Below are 15,715 nucleotides of genomic sequence, written 5' to 3' on the forward strand. Positions count from 1 at the left end.
CATTATTACGCATTCAAACAGGGTGCAATGATATAGTGAATAGGGGGGGAATGAAAGAAAAAATTTGGATTTAGACGAAATTGTTCTTTATCGAAAATGCAAGCGGGCGGTTATCTGCCATTTTTTGCAAAATAGCACGTATAACCGACCGCTTGTCTTAGATCCGACTATAAGGAATTGAAAAATATCACTAAAATGATGATCGGAATAACGAAGCGCACATAGTTAAACCATAGGGTTGTGAATAATTTACCTGCGCTCAGTTCAGCTTTGGCATCCTCTTTAAGCACGAAGCCGACAAAGACGGCACTGCCGAGGGCGGTCAAGATAAACAGAATGTTACCGCTGATGTAGTCGAAGGCATCGAAGATACTTTTGCCCATAATGGTAACGTCTTTCCAAAGGCTATCGCCGAGTACGGACGGGATATTTCCCAACACAAAAATGGTTGTGAGGGTCAGCGCAATCGCGGTTTTTCTGCCGATATGCATTTTTTCCTGTAAGGCGGTGATAATCACTTCATAGATCGTTAGCGAGGTGGTTAATGCCGCCACCACTAACAGACTGAAGAAAATCACTGCAAACACTGTGCCGCCCCACATATTTGAAAAGACAATCGGTAAACTTTGGAAGACTAAGGTCGGGCCGGAGTTAGGCGCAATCCCGAAGCTAAACAGCGAAGGAAAAATCATAAAGCCTGCCAACACGGCGATCACGGTATTCATAATGCCGGTAATGGTGGCGGTTTTGACGATATTCTCTTTTTTATCTAAGTAGCTGGAAAGGGTGATCAGCACTCCAAAGCCTAAGCTGAGTGCGAAGAAAACTTGCCCCAACACGAATACAAACAGTTTGCCGCTGATTTTGCTAAAGTCCGGCATTAAATAAAAGCGGATTCCTTCCATTGCGCCGGGGAGGGTAATATTACGCACGACCATTACAATCAAAAACAGGAATAAGAGCGGCATTAGGTATTTAACCGCACGCTCAATGCCGTCCACAATCCCCTTTGCTAAGATGAAATAGTTCACTACAACGAATAGGGCGGTATAGGCGATAATGCTAAAAGGACTATTGAAAATACTGTCGTTGAAATAGCTGGCGGTGGTTTCTACGCTAATCGGGCGGGAGAGATCGAGCGTGCCGTTGAGCAGGCTGCCGATATAGTTCAATACCCAGCCGCCCAGTACCATATAGTAGGCGAGAATACCGAACGAACCAAGTAGTCCCATATAACCGAGCAGTTTCCAGCCTCGGTGAATTTTTTTGCCGTTTGCCGAGCCGCCGAAAGCGTCAATCGCATTCACCCGCATTCGGCGACCGATCACATTTTCCACCAAGATCATCGGAATTCCGATCACGATCATTGCAATACAAAAAAGTGCCACATAAGCACCGCCACCGTTTTCGCCCACTAAATAGGGAAAACGCCAAGTTGCGCCGAAGCCGACCGTCGCGCCGGCAACGGTCATAATATAGGTTAGACGGCTAGACCAAGATTGACGTTCCGTGTGATGATGAGTCATATTTTTTCCTTTATAAAACTAAAAATGGTTACGCAAAGAGTGCAAAGAGCTCATTGACTTTCACCCGTGAGAGTGATTTTTGCCCGATACTACGTTGCACTTTAAATTCTTTGAGTATTGCACCCGAGTAAATTTGGCGGGTAAACGCCGTGCTGTGATTAGAAATCAGTACCGGAATATTCTGCTGCTGGGCTTTTCTTGCCCAAGCCGCAAGTTCGGATTGCTCGGTTAAACTGAAACCGCCGCCGGCATAGCCGGTAAAATTGCTGTCCTGTTGGAGCGGGGCATAGGGCGGATCGCAATAGACGACATAATCGTCTTGATGTTCAAACAAATACTGAAAGGTATGTTGGAAATCCGCACAGATAAATTCTGCACGCTGTGCCTTTTGGGCGAAAAAACGGAGTTCTTTTTCCGGAAAATAGTGGCTTTTATAACGCCCGAACGGGACGTTATATTGCCGTTTTTGGTTATATCGACATAAACCGTTATAACCAAAACGGTTGAGATAGAGGAATAAGACCGCACGCTCAAAGGGATCGCTTGAGGCGTTAAATTGCTGCCGCTGCGCTAAATAGAACGTTTGTGTATTGGCTTGAGCGTGAAAGAACAGGGCTTGCGTATGCTGAATGTAGCGCTCGACATCCTGTTTGACGGTTTTAAACAAGCCAATCAAATCGGGATTAACATCGGCTAAGAGATAGCGGTCGAAATCCGTATTTAAGAAAACAGAACCCGCGCCGACAAAAGGCTCAACAAGGCAAGCCTTTTTGGGTAAATGGCGTTCAATTTCAGTGGTTAAACGGTACTTTCCGCCTGCCCATTTTAAAAAGGCTCGTTGCTTCATTGAAAAAATTAGGCTTGGGTAAAGCGAGAAATTGCCGCAATCACTTGCGCTTCACTTGCTTGCGCACTGACATAAGCCGCCCCTAATTTTTTGAGTAAAATCAGGCGTAACTGACCGCTTAACACTTTCTTATCCCGCCACATATAAGGCAGATAGGCTTCCGGCAGCATACCGTCCGGCGAAATGGTCGGCAGATTTGCTTTGGCAAGCAGGGTTTCAAGACGTGCTACGTCCTGTGCATTAAGATCGCCGAATTGCTCGGAGAGTGCTGCGGCTTCCAACATTCCGACCGCAACCGCTTCGCCGTGTAGCCAGTTCCCGTAACCGAGATGCGCTTCAATAGCGTGTCCGAAAGTATGCCCGAAGTTTAGGAGCGCGCGATCGCCCTTTTCAGTCTCGTCTCGTGCCACAACGTCGGCTTTTAGCTGACAGCAACGTTGAATGCAGTAGCAGAGATCCGCTTGGTCGAGCGCAATAAGATGGTCAATGTGTTGCTCTAACCATTCAAAAAACGGCAGATCAAAAATCGCACCGTATTTGATCACTTCCGCTAAGCCGGCACTGACTTCACGCTTCGGCAAGGTGGCAAGCGTGAGGGTGTCAATAATGACGCTGACCGGCTGATAGAACGCCCCAATCATATTTTTGCCCAACGGGTGATTGACCGCCGTTTTGCCGCCGACCGAAGAATCGACCTGCGCAAGCAAGGTAGTCGGGATTTGAATAAAACGAATCCCCCGTTGGTAAGAGGCTGCTGCATAGCCTGCCACATCACCGATCACACCTCCGCCTAGAGCGATTAGAGTTGAATCTCGGTTGTGATTTTTTTCCAACAGAGCGGTAAAAATCAGGTTAAGGGAATCAAGGGTCTTGTATTTTTCCCCATCGGGAATCAGTACGCTATCGACCTGACAACCCAGTTGGGTTAGCGTGTGTTCAACGGTCGCAAGATAATGCGGGGCGATGGTCGGATTTGACACAATCATTACCTTATCCCCTTTCTTGAGCGGTGCATAGCTTTCCGGTTTTGCCAGTAAGCCGGCTCCGATTAAAATAGGATAACGGCGTTCTTTTAATTCAACATTGACCTGTAACATCTCGCGACCTCTTTGTTTGTTACTGTAAGTTATCCATCATATCGATGATGCGGGTGGCGACCACTTTAGCGCTCTGTTCATCGGTTTGTAACACGATATCGGCGATTTCTTCATATAACGGATTGCGAATTTCCGCTAACTCTTTTAAAGTTTGGTACGGATCGTCTGTTTGGAGTAACGGGCGTTTTTTATCCCGCTGCGTGCGTTCAAACTGCTTATCCACCGACGTTTCTAAATAAACAACAATCCCGCGTGCGGAGAGGAAATTACGGTTATCTTTTGAGAGTACCGAGCCGCCGCCCGTTGAAAGCACCAGCCCCTGTGCTTGGGTTAATTCATTGATGATGCGTTCTTCACGCTTACGGAAACCGGCTTCGCCTTCAATATCAAAGATCCAATCAATATCCGCACCGGCACGTTCTTCGATGACGGCGTCCGAGTCTAAAAAATCCATATTAAGCATTTGAGCCAACTGGCGTCCAATGGTACTTTTGCCTGCGCCCATCGGCCCGATTAAGAAAATATTACGTTTTTCTGCCATTGTTCTTTTCTAATAAAAAAGTTTGAAATTTAACTTGTGGTAAAGTTTGCGAAAAAACAGACCGCTTGCAAAGGGTACAAGCGGTCTGTTTTGCCTTAAATTTTTCAAAAGTGATTAAAAACAACACACTTGTCTGTCAATTTCACCACAAATCGCCCTAAATAAAGATGGGCGATATTATCGCAATAAATCGCCCCTCTTTTCAACCTAAACAAGCGCAATATCGCTGTTTAGAATAATTCTTTACCTTGAATTTGTAATACGCCCGGCGGCGGTAAGCCTAAGCGTTTATTTAACGCATCGTTATTCGATTTTGGTGCTTCGATGGCTTTTTCGACGATAAAGCGTCTGGTCGGTTCGGTACCTTTGATAAAGTATTCGGTTAAGCCGTCGCCTAGAAAACCGCTGACGCTATCAATTTTGGCTTCCACAATATTTGCCGGTATGGCTTCATCTCGCAGGGCTTTATCGGCAAGTGCCACTTTCATATAGCGAACCCACGCCGGCATTGCGGTCTGTGCGCCCGCTTCGCCTCGCCCAAGCTCCCGTTTATTATCATCAAAACCGACATAGACGGTGGTTACGATATTCGCCCCAAAGCCGGCATACCACGTAATTTTGGCATTATTGGTCGTCCCTGTTTTGCCGCCGAGATCTTTCCGTTTGATCTCATTAGCAATACGCCAGCTAGTGCCTCGCCAACTTTTCCCTTTTTCTCCGGTAATCGCACTGGATAAGGCACTACGTATTAAAAAGGCAACTTCTCCGCTGATCACCCGCGGGGCATATTGAACTTCTTGGTTGCTGTGAGCGGATTCCGCCATTAGATTGGGCGCGTTTTCTTTATTGATGGTCGCAATTTCCAATTCCGGAATGACCTCATTTTCAGTTTCCTTCGCCGTGCTTGGATCAAGAACTTCGGCATCTGCCTCTACGCTTTTCTGTGTTTCGATTTTCACAAAATCGAAATAGGCGGGTTCTGGGTAAACAACCGGCTTATCATCGCACGCAAAGCAGGCAATTTTCGGGTTTGCTTTAAAGAGTTCATTGCCCTGATTATCTAAAATGCGATCGATAATATAAGGCTCAATCAAGTAGCCACCGTTATCAAACACCGCATAGCCCCTTGCCATTTCAAGCGGTGTAAAGGAGGCAGCGCCGAGGGCAAGGGCTTCGGTCGCTTGGTATTGTTCACGGTTAAAGCCGAAACGTTGCAGATAGTTGGCGACATAATCGACCCCTGCCATTTGCATTGTTCTTACCATTATCACGTTTTTGGATAAACCTAGCCCTACCCGTAAACGTAGCGGTGTGTCTGAATAGACATTCGGCGAGTTTTTCGGTGTCCACGGTTTTTGCCCGCGTTTTTTGATGGTTAATTGTTTATCGCTAATCGTCGTCGAGAGGCTTAACCCTTTGTTTAATGCCGCAGCGTAGATGAACGGTTTAATGGACGAACCGACTTGCACTAACGATTGAGTCGCACGGTTAAAGCGGCTCTGTTCAAAACTAAAACCGCCGACAATCGCCTCGATAGCGCCGTTATCGCTGTCGAGCGAGACTAAAGCGGAATTGACCTCCGGAATTTGCCCCAGCTCCCAATTTCCTTTGCTGTCTTGGCGCACCCAAATTTGTTCACCGACATTTAGCACATCTTTCACGATTGTTGGGGTTTTGCCCTGTGCGGAATCATTGATGAATTTTCTTGCCCACTTCATTCCGGCAAATTTGAGTACGGCACGATCACCGTTAGGCAGCAAAATATCGGCTTTTTCCTTAGTAATGGCAAGGACGGCTGCACCAGTAAACGGCTCGGAATAAGGCAGCTTACTTAGATGATCGATGATCTTTTCTTCATCCCACGCTTTTTCCTTTGGTTGCCATAATTTTTCAGCACCTCGCCAGCCGTGGCGGCGATCGTAATGAATTAAGTTATCACGCAGAGCGTCTTGTGCCGCTTTTTGATCGGCGGACAACACCGTGGCATAGACTTTGAAGCCTTTATTGTAGGCGGCATCTTCGCCATAGCGTTTAACCATTTCCTGACGGATCATTTCCGTTACATAGTCGGCACGAAATTCAAGTGCCGAGCCGTAAAATTTTGCGATAACGGGTTCGGCTTTCGCTTGCTCAAATTGTGCTTTGGTAATTTTGCCGACCTCTAACATTCGCCCAAGCACAACATTACGGCGGTGTTCTGCCCGTTTAACCGAAAATAACGGGTTCATTGTTGAAGGCGCTTTCGGTAAACCGGCGATAATCGCCACTTCGGAAAGGGTTAGTTCATCAAGGCGTTTGCCAAAATAGGTTTTAGCGGCTGCGGCAACCCCGTAGGAACGGTAGCCGAGATAAATTTTGTTGAGGTAGAGTTCCAAAATCTCGTTTTTAGAGAGATTTTCTTCGATTTCAATCGCTAGAATAGCCTCTTTGAGTTTGCGTTCTATTTTTCTTTCCGGCGACAAAAAGAAGTTGCGGGCTAATTGTTGTGTGATGGTGCTTGCCCCTTGGGTATCCCCTTGGGTTGAACGGATAATTGCCCGTAAGATCCCTTTGGGATCAATCCCTTTATGCTCGTAAAAACGGGTATCTTCGGTAGCAATAATCGCATCAATCAGTGCCTGTGGCACATCATCTAATTTGACTGGAATACGGCGTTGCTCGCCCACCTCGCCGATCAGTTTACCGTCTGCGGTAAAAATTTGCATTGGTTGCTGTAATTCAACGGTTTTCAAACTGCTGACATCGGGTAAATCCGCTTTAAGATGCATATAGAGTAATCCGCCGCCGATTGCAGCCACAATCAATAGCGTAAGTAAAGCACTAAATATTATTTTTACGATCTTCATCGAAAAATTCTCTTTTACTAAATGACGACATTAACATTTGAAACCAAAATAGCTTCAACGTTCGTGATATAACGCTCAATTATAAGCGAAAAAAATAATTTGATCTCCTTAAATATGAAATAGGTAGAGCATTACCGTGAAAATATGGCAGAAGAAACGCTTTTTTCCGATCGTAGGAATAAGTGAGAATAACAATTATCTTTGTTGTGTCTCATTCAAAAATAATCAACCGCAGGTGCATTGGCTGGCTAAGTCGGCTTCAATACCATCGCTTTTTGAGATAATTCAGACGGCATTTGGATTATCGGCATTTCGTTTAGTCTATGCGACCCCCTATCCGTTTATTTGGCGGAAATATCTGTTTTTTCCGGCACACTATTCCCAAAAAATGATTTATCGGCAGATAGTGCATTACTTTAATCAAACATTACCGCTAGGTTTGGAGAATGTTTATTTTGATTATCAAATTAAACCTTTTTCGGAGAATGATGCTATCCGGGTTATTTTGTATGCAATTAAGAAAACGTATGTTGATGAAATAGTATTGAATGATAAACAGGTTTTAGATTGTGAATTATTCTGTTTTATTCGAGGATTGCATTATCTAAATAATGATCCTTTAGACGATATTTCAGCATATTGCTATCCAATACAAGGACGTTATATTCATTTTAAATTTGATGAATTAAAGGTTTATCAAAATTTGCCGGAAAATATAACGGTTTATCCAATGGAAAACGTAGCGTTTACAGAGGATATTCTTGAACCTACGCTTTATCTGAAAGCATTAGGAGCATCTTTATGGACTGGCAGGGCATAAATTTAACCTCGTATCACCAACAAAAATGGCTGGAAAAAAGTGTAAAACACCTTATTTTTATAGTGATATGTTTTATATTGGCTATCTTAGTTGCGTTCAGTTTATGGTTTTTTGCCCAAAAAATAAGTAAAAATAACCAATCGTTAAATCAACAAAATAAACAGATAAAGCAAGATATCCAACAGATAGAAAAGAAAATAACCGAACTTCAACAACAAGCTAAAGTAAAGCACTCTTCTGAAAAGTTAGCGAAAGCACATATTATCTTTTTATTGGATTATATTCATAACCTTAACGTACAGGGTGGGATAGAGCTTATTCAACTTTATATAGAGACATTGCCCAAATTAAAACTCGTCGGAAAGTTAACGCACCAGAATCAGTTTGAGCAGCTTGAAAAGCAGTTAAAAAATATACCCTATACTTACCAACTTGATCATTTTCAAACTAATGAAATGGGTGAGATTGAATTTGGCTTGACTATTTCTTTAGCGAGTGAAAAAGATGAAAACTAAACTTGCCAAATATTATATTTACCCGAATAGTTATATTTATCAGCTACTAGATTATCTAAATCAATCTTGGTGGAAAATAGGAATTGCTATCATTGTGATGATTGTCGGGTATCCGGCTTTCTATTATGTTTCTCACTATTATCAATATCGGCTGCTAGAGGTCGATATGCCTATGTTATCGGAGAAAAAGACGCAGCAATCCGCATTGCTCTCGGCAATGCAAAAACGCCAACGTGAGCTCACTGAAAAAGATGCGAATTTGGCGGAGATTACTCAGCAAATTAAATCTGTTTTAACCGAGAATAGTGCAGAAGTGGAAAGTATTCAGTGGCAATTTTTAGATGAAAAATATATCTATATAACGGCTAATCAACAAGCTGATGAATTGCTGAATATTATTCATCTCTTTAATCAAATTGATCGTTTAAAGTTTAAAGAGGTAAGCCTTGTAAAATTACATAGAAATAAATTAGTTCAATTAAATGCTACTCTTGTGTTAAATGAATAAAGGAAATAATGATGAAAAGAATAACTATCCTATTATTGTTCTGTTCGCTGTGTGTATTAGCTGATCCCTTTTATGTGGAAGAAAAAGTGCCGCAAGCGGCTAGTTACGAGCAGAATTTTGCAAATAAGCAGCAGAAATCAACCGCTTGTCGCCCGAAGGGGCAATTTGAAGAGCTAATGATCGATGTTGATTTTGATACATTGAGATTAGTTGGGCTTATAAAACTGTCGGAATATTATAAAGCATTATTTGTCGACTCGGAACGTAAATTATATGATTTTAGCGAAAATCAATATCTTACTTTATCTGATATACAAATTAAACATATTGATTTAAAACAGATAAGTTATATTGATTGGAAAAAAAGCGAGGATTGCCAAAAACCGCTAATAAAAACAATCAAACTTTAGGAGGAAATATGCGTTATATTTTTTCAATGATATGTTTCATATCATTATCTGTTTTAGGTAATTCAATTTCAATTTCCTTAAAAAATGCGCCAACGGCAGAGATTATCAGTTATTTAGCCGAAGAAAACGATAAAAATATCGTACTGGTTGATGATATTCAGCCGACAAAAAGCCTCAGAATTGAAAATAGCTCTTTTGATGAAATTATTCATAGCCTTGCCAACATTCATCAATTAAATGTTAAACAAGACAATCATATTTATTATATTCGTGAAAAGACAGAAACCCCGATTAAAACGCAAGCACTTAATCAGAGTACGCTACCGAAGCCGGCTAAATTGATCACAAAAACCGTTAAATTACATTATTCAAAAGCCTCCGAGGTGATTGAATCTTTAACGAAAGGGCAAGGTAATCTGCTGTCGGAGAATGGTTATCTTCATTTTGATGATCGCAGTAATCGCTTAATTATTAAAGATAATCCGCAATCGGTAAATTATTTCCTTGAATTGATTAAGAAAATTGATCAGCCAACGGAGCAAATTGCGATTGAGGCACGGATTGTAACAATCAGTAGCGAACACCTAAAGGCATTAGGCGTGCGTTGGGGTGTTTTTTCACCTTCGGCGGATTATCATAAGTTTTCGGGTTCATTGGAAGCAAAAGGGGCGAATCTACCGCAGTTAAATGTGAATTTTCCGGTGATAAACGGTGCATCGGCGGCGTTGCAGATTGCTTCCATCAATAGCCGGGTACTTGATTTGGAATTAACCGCATTAGAGCGGGAAAATAGTGTGGAAATTATTGCCAGCCCGCGTTTGCTGACGACCGATAAAAAGAGTGCCAGTATCAAGCAGGGGGCGGAAATTCCCTATGCGATTTACGATAGAAAAGCCGATATGAAAAATATTCAATTTAAAGAGGCGGTATTAGGCTTAGAGGTTGTTCCGCATATTTCAAAGGATCATCAAATTCTATTGGATCTTGTCGTAACACAAAATGCCCCTCACGATCGCAGCGGTGCAAGTGAGTTGATTGCGATAGACAAACAGGAACTCAAAACACAGGTTTTTGCAAAACACGGTGAAACGATCGTATTAGGTGGCATTTTCCAACATTTAACCGCAAAAGGAGAGGATAAAGTGCCTCTATTGGGCAGTATTCCGGTTTTAAAACATCTGTTCAGTCAAAGTCGGGATAAAATTTCCAAACGGGAATTAGTGATTTTCGTTACCCCTTATATTATTAGGCAGCCGCCTGTTGTTGCCACAAAAATTGACAAGAAATCCAAGCAAAAATAGGGGGATTATGCTAAAATCTGTTCCCGTTTTTTAAGAGAATTTATAAAGGTTGTATGGAATTAAAAATATCTCCCCGCCGCCGGGCAAGAGAATGTGCGGTGCAAGCATTATATTCTTGGCATATTTCACAAAACAGTGTAGAACAAGTTGAATTGGCTTTTATCACAGAGACTTTTGTTACAGAGCAGGATATGAAAGGTGTTGACGTGCCTTATTTTCGCCGTTTATTAAGAGGGGCGATCGAAAATATTGAGGCGGTGGATGAATCGCTCCGAGCTTGTTTGGATCGTGCGGAGAATGAGGTCGATCCGATTGAGCGTTCAATTTTGCGATTATCTGCCTACGAGCTTCAATTTGAGTTGGATGTGCCTTATAAAGTGGCGATCAATGAGGGAATTGAAGTCGCCAAAGTGTTTGGCTCCGATGACAGCCACAAATATATTAACGGTGTACTCGATAAACTTGCACCAAAACTTCAGCGTAAATAATTGAGCGGAAATGGGCGAGTTTGATCTGATTAAGCGTTATTTTCAGCGGGAAAATAGCACGGCGCATAACGGTGTTATTCTCTCAATCGGTGATGATTGTGCCTTAACACAATTATCGCCTGAGCAGCAACTCGCCGTAACAACGGATACGTTGGTTTGCGGTACTCACTTTCTACCCACAATTTCCCCGGAGGATTTAGCATATAAATCCGTTGCGGTAAATCTCAGTGATTTGGCGGCAATGGGGGCAACGCCTCGTTGGGTTTCTCTTGCTTTAACCTTGCCGGAGGTTGATCACTGCTGGTTGCAGGCTTTTAGTCGTAGCTTATTTGATATTTTAGATCGCTATAATGTCAGTTTAATCGGTGGCGATACGACAAAAGGCAGCTTATCTATTACATTAACGGCGCAGGGGGCATTACCTCAGGGACAAGGTTTATTTAGGCATCAAGCTGACATAGGCGACTGGATTTTCGTTTCCGGTTGTTTAGGCGACAGTGCGGCAGGCTTGGCATTACTGTTAAATCCGCTACATTTGCCGTTTAATGCCTCTCAAGCGTATTGTGTTGAACGGCATCTGCGCCCTACGCCGAGAGTCGAACTTGGGCAAATGTTGAGGGCATTTTCCCGTTGTGCGATTGATATTTCCGATGGCTTATTAGCGGATTTAGGGCATATTCTCAAACGTAGCCGGTGCGGGGCGCAGCTCTATCTTGAAAATCTGCCACTCTCTGAACCGTTGCGAGCAAATTATTCCCTTGCCCAAGCTGAAAAATGGGCGCTGACGGGCGGTGAAGATTATGAACTCTGCTTTACCGTTGCCGAACAATACCGAGATGAGATGGAAAAAACGGCACAAGCATTAGGGCTTTCTTGCCATTGTATCGGGCGAATTGTGCCGCTTGAACAGGGTTTAACGTTATGGCGAGAGGGACAAGAATGTCCGCTTCCTACGCATATTGGCTTTGACCACTTCAAATAAAATGAAACCGAATTTAAAAAATCCGATTCACGTCATCGCCTTAGGCTTTGGCTCCGGCTTAATTAAACCAGCACCGGGGACGTGGGGCAGTCTAATGGGTTTGTTTGTTGCAATTTTTTTGTGGCAACTGACCGCTTGTCAGACCATTTTTATATTATTAACGGTGCTAGGCTTTCTTGGCGGTTGTTATATCTGCCAAAAAACCAGCGAGGATCTTGGCGTACACGATGACGGGCGAATTGTATGGGACGAAATGGTTGCGATATTTATGATATTCTCATTCTTGCCCGAATATAACTGGCTTTACTACGCACTGACCTTTGTTATTTTCCGATTTTTTGATATTTTGAAGCCGTATCCAATCCGTTTGTTTGATCAAAAACTCATGAGCGGTTTAGGCATAATGGTTGATGATATTCTGGCAGCGGTTTACTCGCTGTGTGCCCTTTATCTAATCTATTGGAGTCTCTAATGTGGACGATCTTTGTTGTACAATTAGTCGGGTTGATCAGTCCCGGCCCTGATTTTTTCTATGTTAGCCGTCAGGCAATGAGTCGTTCTCGCCGTAGTGCCATATTGGCGACAATCGGCATAACCTTCGGTGTCGGGTTTTGGGCGTTGATTGTACTGTTCGGCTTGGCGGTTTTAAATCGTCTTTTACCGAATTTTCAGCAGATTCTAATGCTAATTGGCGGCAGCTATTTGGCATATAGCGGGCTGAAAATGGTGCAAATTACCCAAAATGCGGCGTTGGCACAGGCGGAAGAAGTTAAACAGAGCCGATCTGCTTGGCAAGAGATTCTCGGCGGGTTATTGATCAATCTTTCCAATCCGAAAATCGTTGTCTTTTTCAGTAGCGTGCTTGCCGGTTATGTGTCTAATCTTGATGGCTTAAGCGATATTTTGTGGGTTCTACTAATGTTGACGGGCAGTGCCTTAATCTATTTTTGGCTGGTCGCCCTGCTGTTTTCTCATCGTAAAATTCGTCAATTTTATGCGAAATATAATCGCTATTTGGATAATTTTGCCGGTGTCATCTTTATCTTATTTGGCATCAGCTTGGTATATGAAGGGCTATCGGTGCTACTCGGTTAAACAAAAAGGCTACTTTAGGTAGCCTTTTTGCAAATATGAGGGTAAAAACGACCGCTTGTTTAATTGTTGGCGGCGGGCGGAAAGCCGCCGAGATCTTTCAAACGATTGACCATTGTGCAAAACAGTTCGGCAGTGCGTTCGGTATCGTATAAGGCAGAATGTGCTTGTTTGCCGTCAAAGCTGATGTTCGCCGCTTGGCAGGCTTTGACTAAAACCGTTTGCCCGTACATAAAACCGGCTAAGGTTGCGGTATCAAACATTGCGAAAGGGTGAAAAGGATCTCGCTTGGCGTTAATGCGTTTTGCCGTCGCCTGTAAAAAGGCTTGGTCAAAAGTGGCATTATGCGCCACAATCACAGCCCGCTGGCAGCCGTTGTCTCTCACCGCTTTTCGCACCATTTTAAACATTTCTGTGATCGCAATCGTTTCCGGTATCGCACCACGCAGTGGATTATCAATGTCAATACCATTAACTTTAAGAGAATCGGGGTTGATATTTGCCCCTTCAAAAGGCTGAACGTGGCAGTGGTATTGCTGATCCAACAGAAGATAACCCTGTTCGTCCATTTTGAGTGTTATCGCCGCTATTTCCAGTAACGCATCGGTTTGTGCATTTAGTCCTGCCGTTTCCACATCAATTACCACCGGCAGATAGCCGCGGAAGCGGTGTTTCATTAAATTATAGTTAATCGGTTCGGATAAGGTTGTCATTCTAAGTTATCAATAAAAGGGCGGGCGAGTTGTTAACGCCCGCAAATTAAAGGGAAGATCAATGACCGAGGGCTTTTTGAGCGTCTTTATTCTCAATAAATTCGATTTTGTAGCCGTCCGGATCTTCAACGAAAGCGATCACCGTTTTACCGCCCAATACCGGCCCCGGCTCACGGGTAATTTTACCACCCGCTTGACGCACTGCTTCAACCGTGGCATAAATATCATCGACACCTAAGGCAATATGCCCGTAGGCTGTACCTAACTCGTAGCTCTCAACCCCCCAGTTATAAGTCAGCTCAATGACTGCACTTTCACTTTCATCGGCGTAACCTAAGAAAGCAAGGGTGTATTTATATTCCGGATTTTCACTGGTACGCAGTAATTTCATTCCCAAGACTTCGGTATAGAATTGAATGGCTCGCTCCAAGTTACCGACACGCAACATTGTGTGCAAAATTCGCATTATAAAATCCTGTTTAAATAGAAAAAAGAGTGCGTATTATGACATAACTTTGTGGCAGTGAGTATCTAAAAGACTTGAACTGTTAAACGTCCGCTGAATAAACAGTAGGCTTTCTGATTTTTATCCATATCCTAAGAAAGATTTCATCACGTTTTAGTATGACATACCAGGATACTCTAAATCGGAAGGAGGATTGTAACTTATTTGTTACAAAATATATCTTACATTCATCATTTGTTAGGTGAGTTTGTAATCTTATAAAGTATCTCGTTAATTACTCTATTTGTTGCTTATTTATATTATGGTTACGAAAACTTGAAATGTGATACATACAATACTTCCGATAAACATCCTTATTGGAATTATGTCTGAAAATAGGCTATAAGGAAAGGCGATGATAATATGAACTGTATCTTCTCGAAATACCGCTACAAGAGGAGGGATTAAGTTATCTACAAATATCCAATATACATATTGGTAAAAAAACGTCTTTATTGCGGGGAATGTTAGAAATGATTGGAAACTGCCCCGTTGGGGCGGGCGGTTAAATACCTTGCCCGGTCGCAAACGCTACTGGCAGAGCTGTTTAGTTATATGGGCTAACATTATGACCAAACCGCCCAACTTCGTACTGGCTGGCAGCACTTTTTCCAAGTCTGGTCGGGGCAAACGCCTTACACGCAGATTAAAGTCTTTACTGCACGGGAAAACGGTAATATTAAAGGGTGTGTAATGGCTTTGGTAATGGATAATCCTTTGTTTGTTACCAAGCCGTTTATTAACCGTTTTATTGATTTAACCAACGGGGATAGAGGGTTTGATGAGTATGTGAACATTGTGCTGGATAGTCAGTAATTAAGTTGCTATAATTGTATAGCATTCAAAGAGGAACATACTATGTTAGCACTACGATTACCCGAAGAGATTGAAACCCGCTTACAACGTCTTGCCGATGAAACAGGACGGAGTAAAACCTTTTATGCCAAAGAGGCAATTTTAAAATACCTTGAAGATATGGAGGATATTTTCCTTGCGGATAAAGCCCTAAAAGCGTTTCGAGAGTCAGGCGAGCAACTGGTCGGTATTGATGAGCTGGAGGCAGAGCTTGGCTTGGGAGATTAAATTTTTACCCAGTGCGGTAAAGGAATTTCAAAAGCTCGATAAATCGACATCTGCCCGCATTCTTGCTTATTTGAGAGAGGTGGCGAAATTAGATGACCCGACGGTCAGAGGAAAAGGGCTAACCGGCAATTTAGCAGGGTATTGGCGTTATCGTATCGGGGATTACCGTGTGATAACCCAAATTCAAAATGGTGAGCTGATTATCACCGTCATCAAAATCAATCATCGTAGCAAAGTGTATGATTGACCTTATGGCGATTAAGGAGGATAAATGACCCAATATCAAGCATTATGCCAACTTTTTCAATAGCAACAAACCAAGCAAAAATCATTTGAACAAGTGCTGCGTAATGAAGCACAGATAATTGTTGAACAACTGGCTGACAAATTAGCGTTAAAAGGGAAATATTATCGAAAAAGTGTGAGTGATGAATAGGCAAC

General features: G+C 42.8%; 19 protein-coding genes. 12 read left to right on the forward strand and 7 right to left on the reverse strand.

From position 1 onward, the window contains the following. Window positions 1–167: 167 nt before the first annotated feature. The 5 genes from RO21_RS00705 to RO21_RS00725 all read right to left on the reverse strand — a co-directional run bounded on the left by RO21_RS00705 (window position 168) and on the right by RO21_RS00725 (window position 6,857). Window positions 168–1,526 (reverse strand): sodium-dependent transporter, encoded by a 1,359-nt coding sequence (locus tag RO21_RS00705; protein ID WP_047975880.1) that lies wholly within the window; start codon window positions 1,524–1,526, stop codon window positions 168–170. A gap of 28 nt (window positions 1,527–1,554) precedes the next feature. Next, window positions 1,555–2,373 (reverse strand): Dam family site-specific DNA-(adenine-N6)-methyltransferase, encoded by an 819-nt coding sequence (locus RO21_RS00710; protein WP_047975881.1) that lies wholly within the window; start codon window positions 2,371–2,373, stop codon window positions 1,555–1,557. A gap of 8 nt (window positions 2,374–2,381) precedes the next feature. Then, window positions 2,382–3,470: a 3-dehydroquinate synthase gene (aroB, locus tag RO21_RS00715; protein WP_047975882.1), complete on the reverse strand. Its 1,089-nt coding sequence runs from the start codon at window positions 3,468–3,470 to the stop codon at window positions 2,382–2,384. 19 nt (window positions 3,471–3,489) lie between these two features. Beyond that, the gene (aroK, locus tag RO21_RS00720) at window positions 3,490–4,011 is read right to left on the reverse strand and encodes a shikimate kinase AroK (protein ID WP_047975883.1); all 522 of its coding nucleotides are present in this window, start codon (window positions 4,009–4,011) and stop codon (window positions 3,490–3,492) included. Between the two features lie 230 nt (window positions 4,012–4,241). Continuing rightward, window positions 4,242–6,857, reverse strand: a complete 2,616-nt coding sequence (locus tag RO21_RS00725; RefSeq protein ID WP_047975884.1) for a penicillin-binding protein 1A — start codon at window positions 6,855–6,857, stop codon at window positions 4,242–4,244. 136 nt (window positions 6,858–6,993) lie between these two features. On the opposite strand from RO21_RS00725, the gene RO21_RS13085 reads away from it, so the two are divergent. From RO21_RS13085 to RO21_RS00770, 9 genes are read left to right on the forward strand one after another with little or no spacing between them, the layout of a single operon-like run. After that, on the forward strand, window positions 6,994–7,677 hold the full coding sequence (locus tag RO21_RS13085) for a type IV pilus biogenesis protein PilM (RefSeq protein WP_053067690.1): 684 nt from the start codon (window positions 6,994–6,996) through the stop codon (window positions 7,675–7,677). Continuing rightward, window positions 7,659–8,192 carry a hypothetical protein gene (locus tag RO21_RS00735; protein ID WP_047975885.1) on the forward strand — a complete coding sequence of 178 codons (534 nt, stop codon included), beginning with the start codon at window positions 7,659–7,661 and terminating at the stop codon, window positions 8,190–8,192. The genes RO21_RS13085 and RO21_RS00735 overlap by 19 nt, the downstream gene beginning before the upstream one ends. After that, window positions 8,182–8,700, forward strand: a complete 519-nt coding sequence (locus RO21_RS00740) for a hypothetical protein (RefSeq protein WP_047975886.1) — start codon at window positions 8,182–8,184, stop codon at window positions 8,698–8,700. Before RO21_RS00735 ends, RO21_RS00740 begins: the two co-directional genes overlap by 11 nt. A gap of 11 nt (window positions 8,701–8,711) precedes the next feature. Further along, window positions 8,712–9,110 (forward strand): pilus assembly protein PilP, encoded by a 399-nt coding sequence (locus RO21_RS00745; protein WP_047975887.1) that lies wholly within the window; start codon window positions 8,712–8,714, stop codon window positions 9,108–9,110. Between the two features lie 8 nt (window positions 9,111–9,118). Further along, window positions 9,119–10,411 carry a type IV pilus secretin PilQ gene (gene pilQ, locus RO21_RS00750; RefSeq protein WP_047975888.1) on the forward strand — a complete coding sequence of 431 codons (1,293 nt, stop codon included), beginning with the start codon at window positions 9,119–9,121 and terminating at the stop codon, window positions 10,409–10,411. A 53-nt stretch (window positions 10,412–10,464) separates the two neighbouring features. Further along, window positions 10,465–10,899 (forward strand): transcription antitermination factor NusB, encoded by a 435-nt coding sequence (gene nusB / locus RO21_RS00755; protein ID WP_047975889.1) that lies wholly within the window; start codon window positions 10,465–10,467, stop codon window positions 10,897–10,899. Window positions 10,900–10,909: 10 nt separating this feature from the next. After that, the gene (gene thiL / locus RO21_RS00760; protein WP_047975890.1) at window positions 10,910–11,881 is read left to right on the forward strand and encodes a thiamine-phosphate kinase; all 972 of its coding nucleotides are present in this window, start codon (window positions 10,910–10,912) and stop codon (window positions 11,879–11,881) included. A 1-nt stretch (window position 11,882) separates the two neighbouring features. Next, entirely contained in the window at window positions 11,883–12,353 is a 471-nt protein-coding gene (locus tag RO21_RS00765; protein ID WP_047975891.1) for a phosphatidylglycerophosphatase A family protein, read from the forward strand. After that, complete coding sequence (locus tag RO21_RS00770) at window positions 12,353–12,976, forward strand: LysE family transporter (RefSeq protein ID WP_047975892.1); 624 nt, start codon at window positions 12,353–12,355, stop codon at window positions 12,974–12,976. Before RO21_RS00765 ends, RO21_RS00770 begins: the two co-directional genes overlap by 1 nt. Window positions 12,977–13,035: 59 nt before the next feature. Here RO21_RS00770 and rnt read toward each other — a convergent pair whose 3' ends face one another. Further along, window positions 13,036–13,686 (reverse strand): ribonuclease T, encoded by a 651-nt coding sequence (rnt, locus tag RO21_RS00775; RefSeq protein ID WP_047975893.1) that lies wholly within the window; start codon window positions 13,684–13,686, stop codon window positions 13,036–13,038. A 58-nt stretch (window positions 13,687–13,744) separates the two neighbouring features. Further along, window positions 13,745–14,152 (reverse strand): lactoylglutathione lyase, encoded by a 408-nt coding sequence (gloA, locus tag RO21_RS00780; RefSeq protein WP_047975894.1) that lies wholly within the window; start codon window positions 14,150–14,152, stop codon window positions 13,745–13,747. Window positions 14,153–14,884: 732 nt separating this feature from the next. Between gloA and RO21_RS13605 the strand changes: the two genes are divergently transcribed. The 3 genes from RO21_RS13605 to RO21_RS00790 are packed head-to-tail and all read left to right on the forward strand — an operon-like array spanning window position 14,885 to window position 15,521. Next, a complete protein-coding gene (locus tag RO21_RS13605) occupies window positions 14,885–15,007 on the forward strand; it encodes a hypothetical protein (protein ID WP_277619723.1) in 123 nt (40 codons plus the stop codon). Between the two features lie 42 nt (window positions 15,008–15,049). Beyond that, a complete protein-coding gene (gene relB, locus RO21_RS00785; RefSeq protein WP_047975895.1) occupies window positions 15,050–15,274 on the forward strand; it encodes a type II toxin-antitoxin system RelB family antitoxin in 225 nt (74 codons plus the stop codon). After that, window positions 15,258–15,521: a type II toxin-antitoxin system RelE family toxin gene (locus tag RO21_RS00790; RefSeq protein ID WP_053067691.1), complete on the forward strand. Its 264-nt coding sequence runs from the start codon at window positions 15,258–15,260 to the stop codon at window positions 15,519–15,521. Before relB ends, RO21_RS00790 begins: the two co-directional genes overlap by 17 nt. Window positions 15,522–15,715: the final 194 nt, after the last annotated feature.

Origin of the sequence: Muribacter muris (genome assembly GCF_001038205.1) — a bacterium.
In the GTDB taxonomy this organism is placed as follows: domain Bacteria; phylum Pseudomonadota; class Gammaproteobacteria; order Enterobacterales; family Pasteurellaceae; genus Muribacter; species Muribacter muris.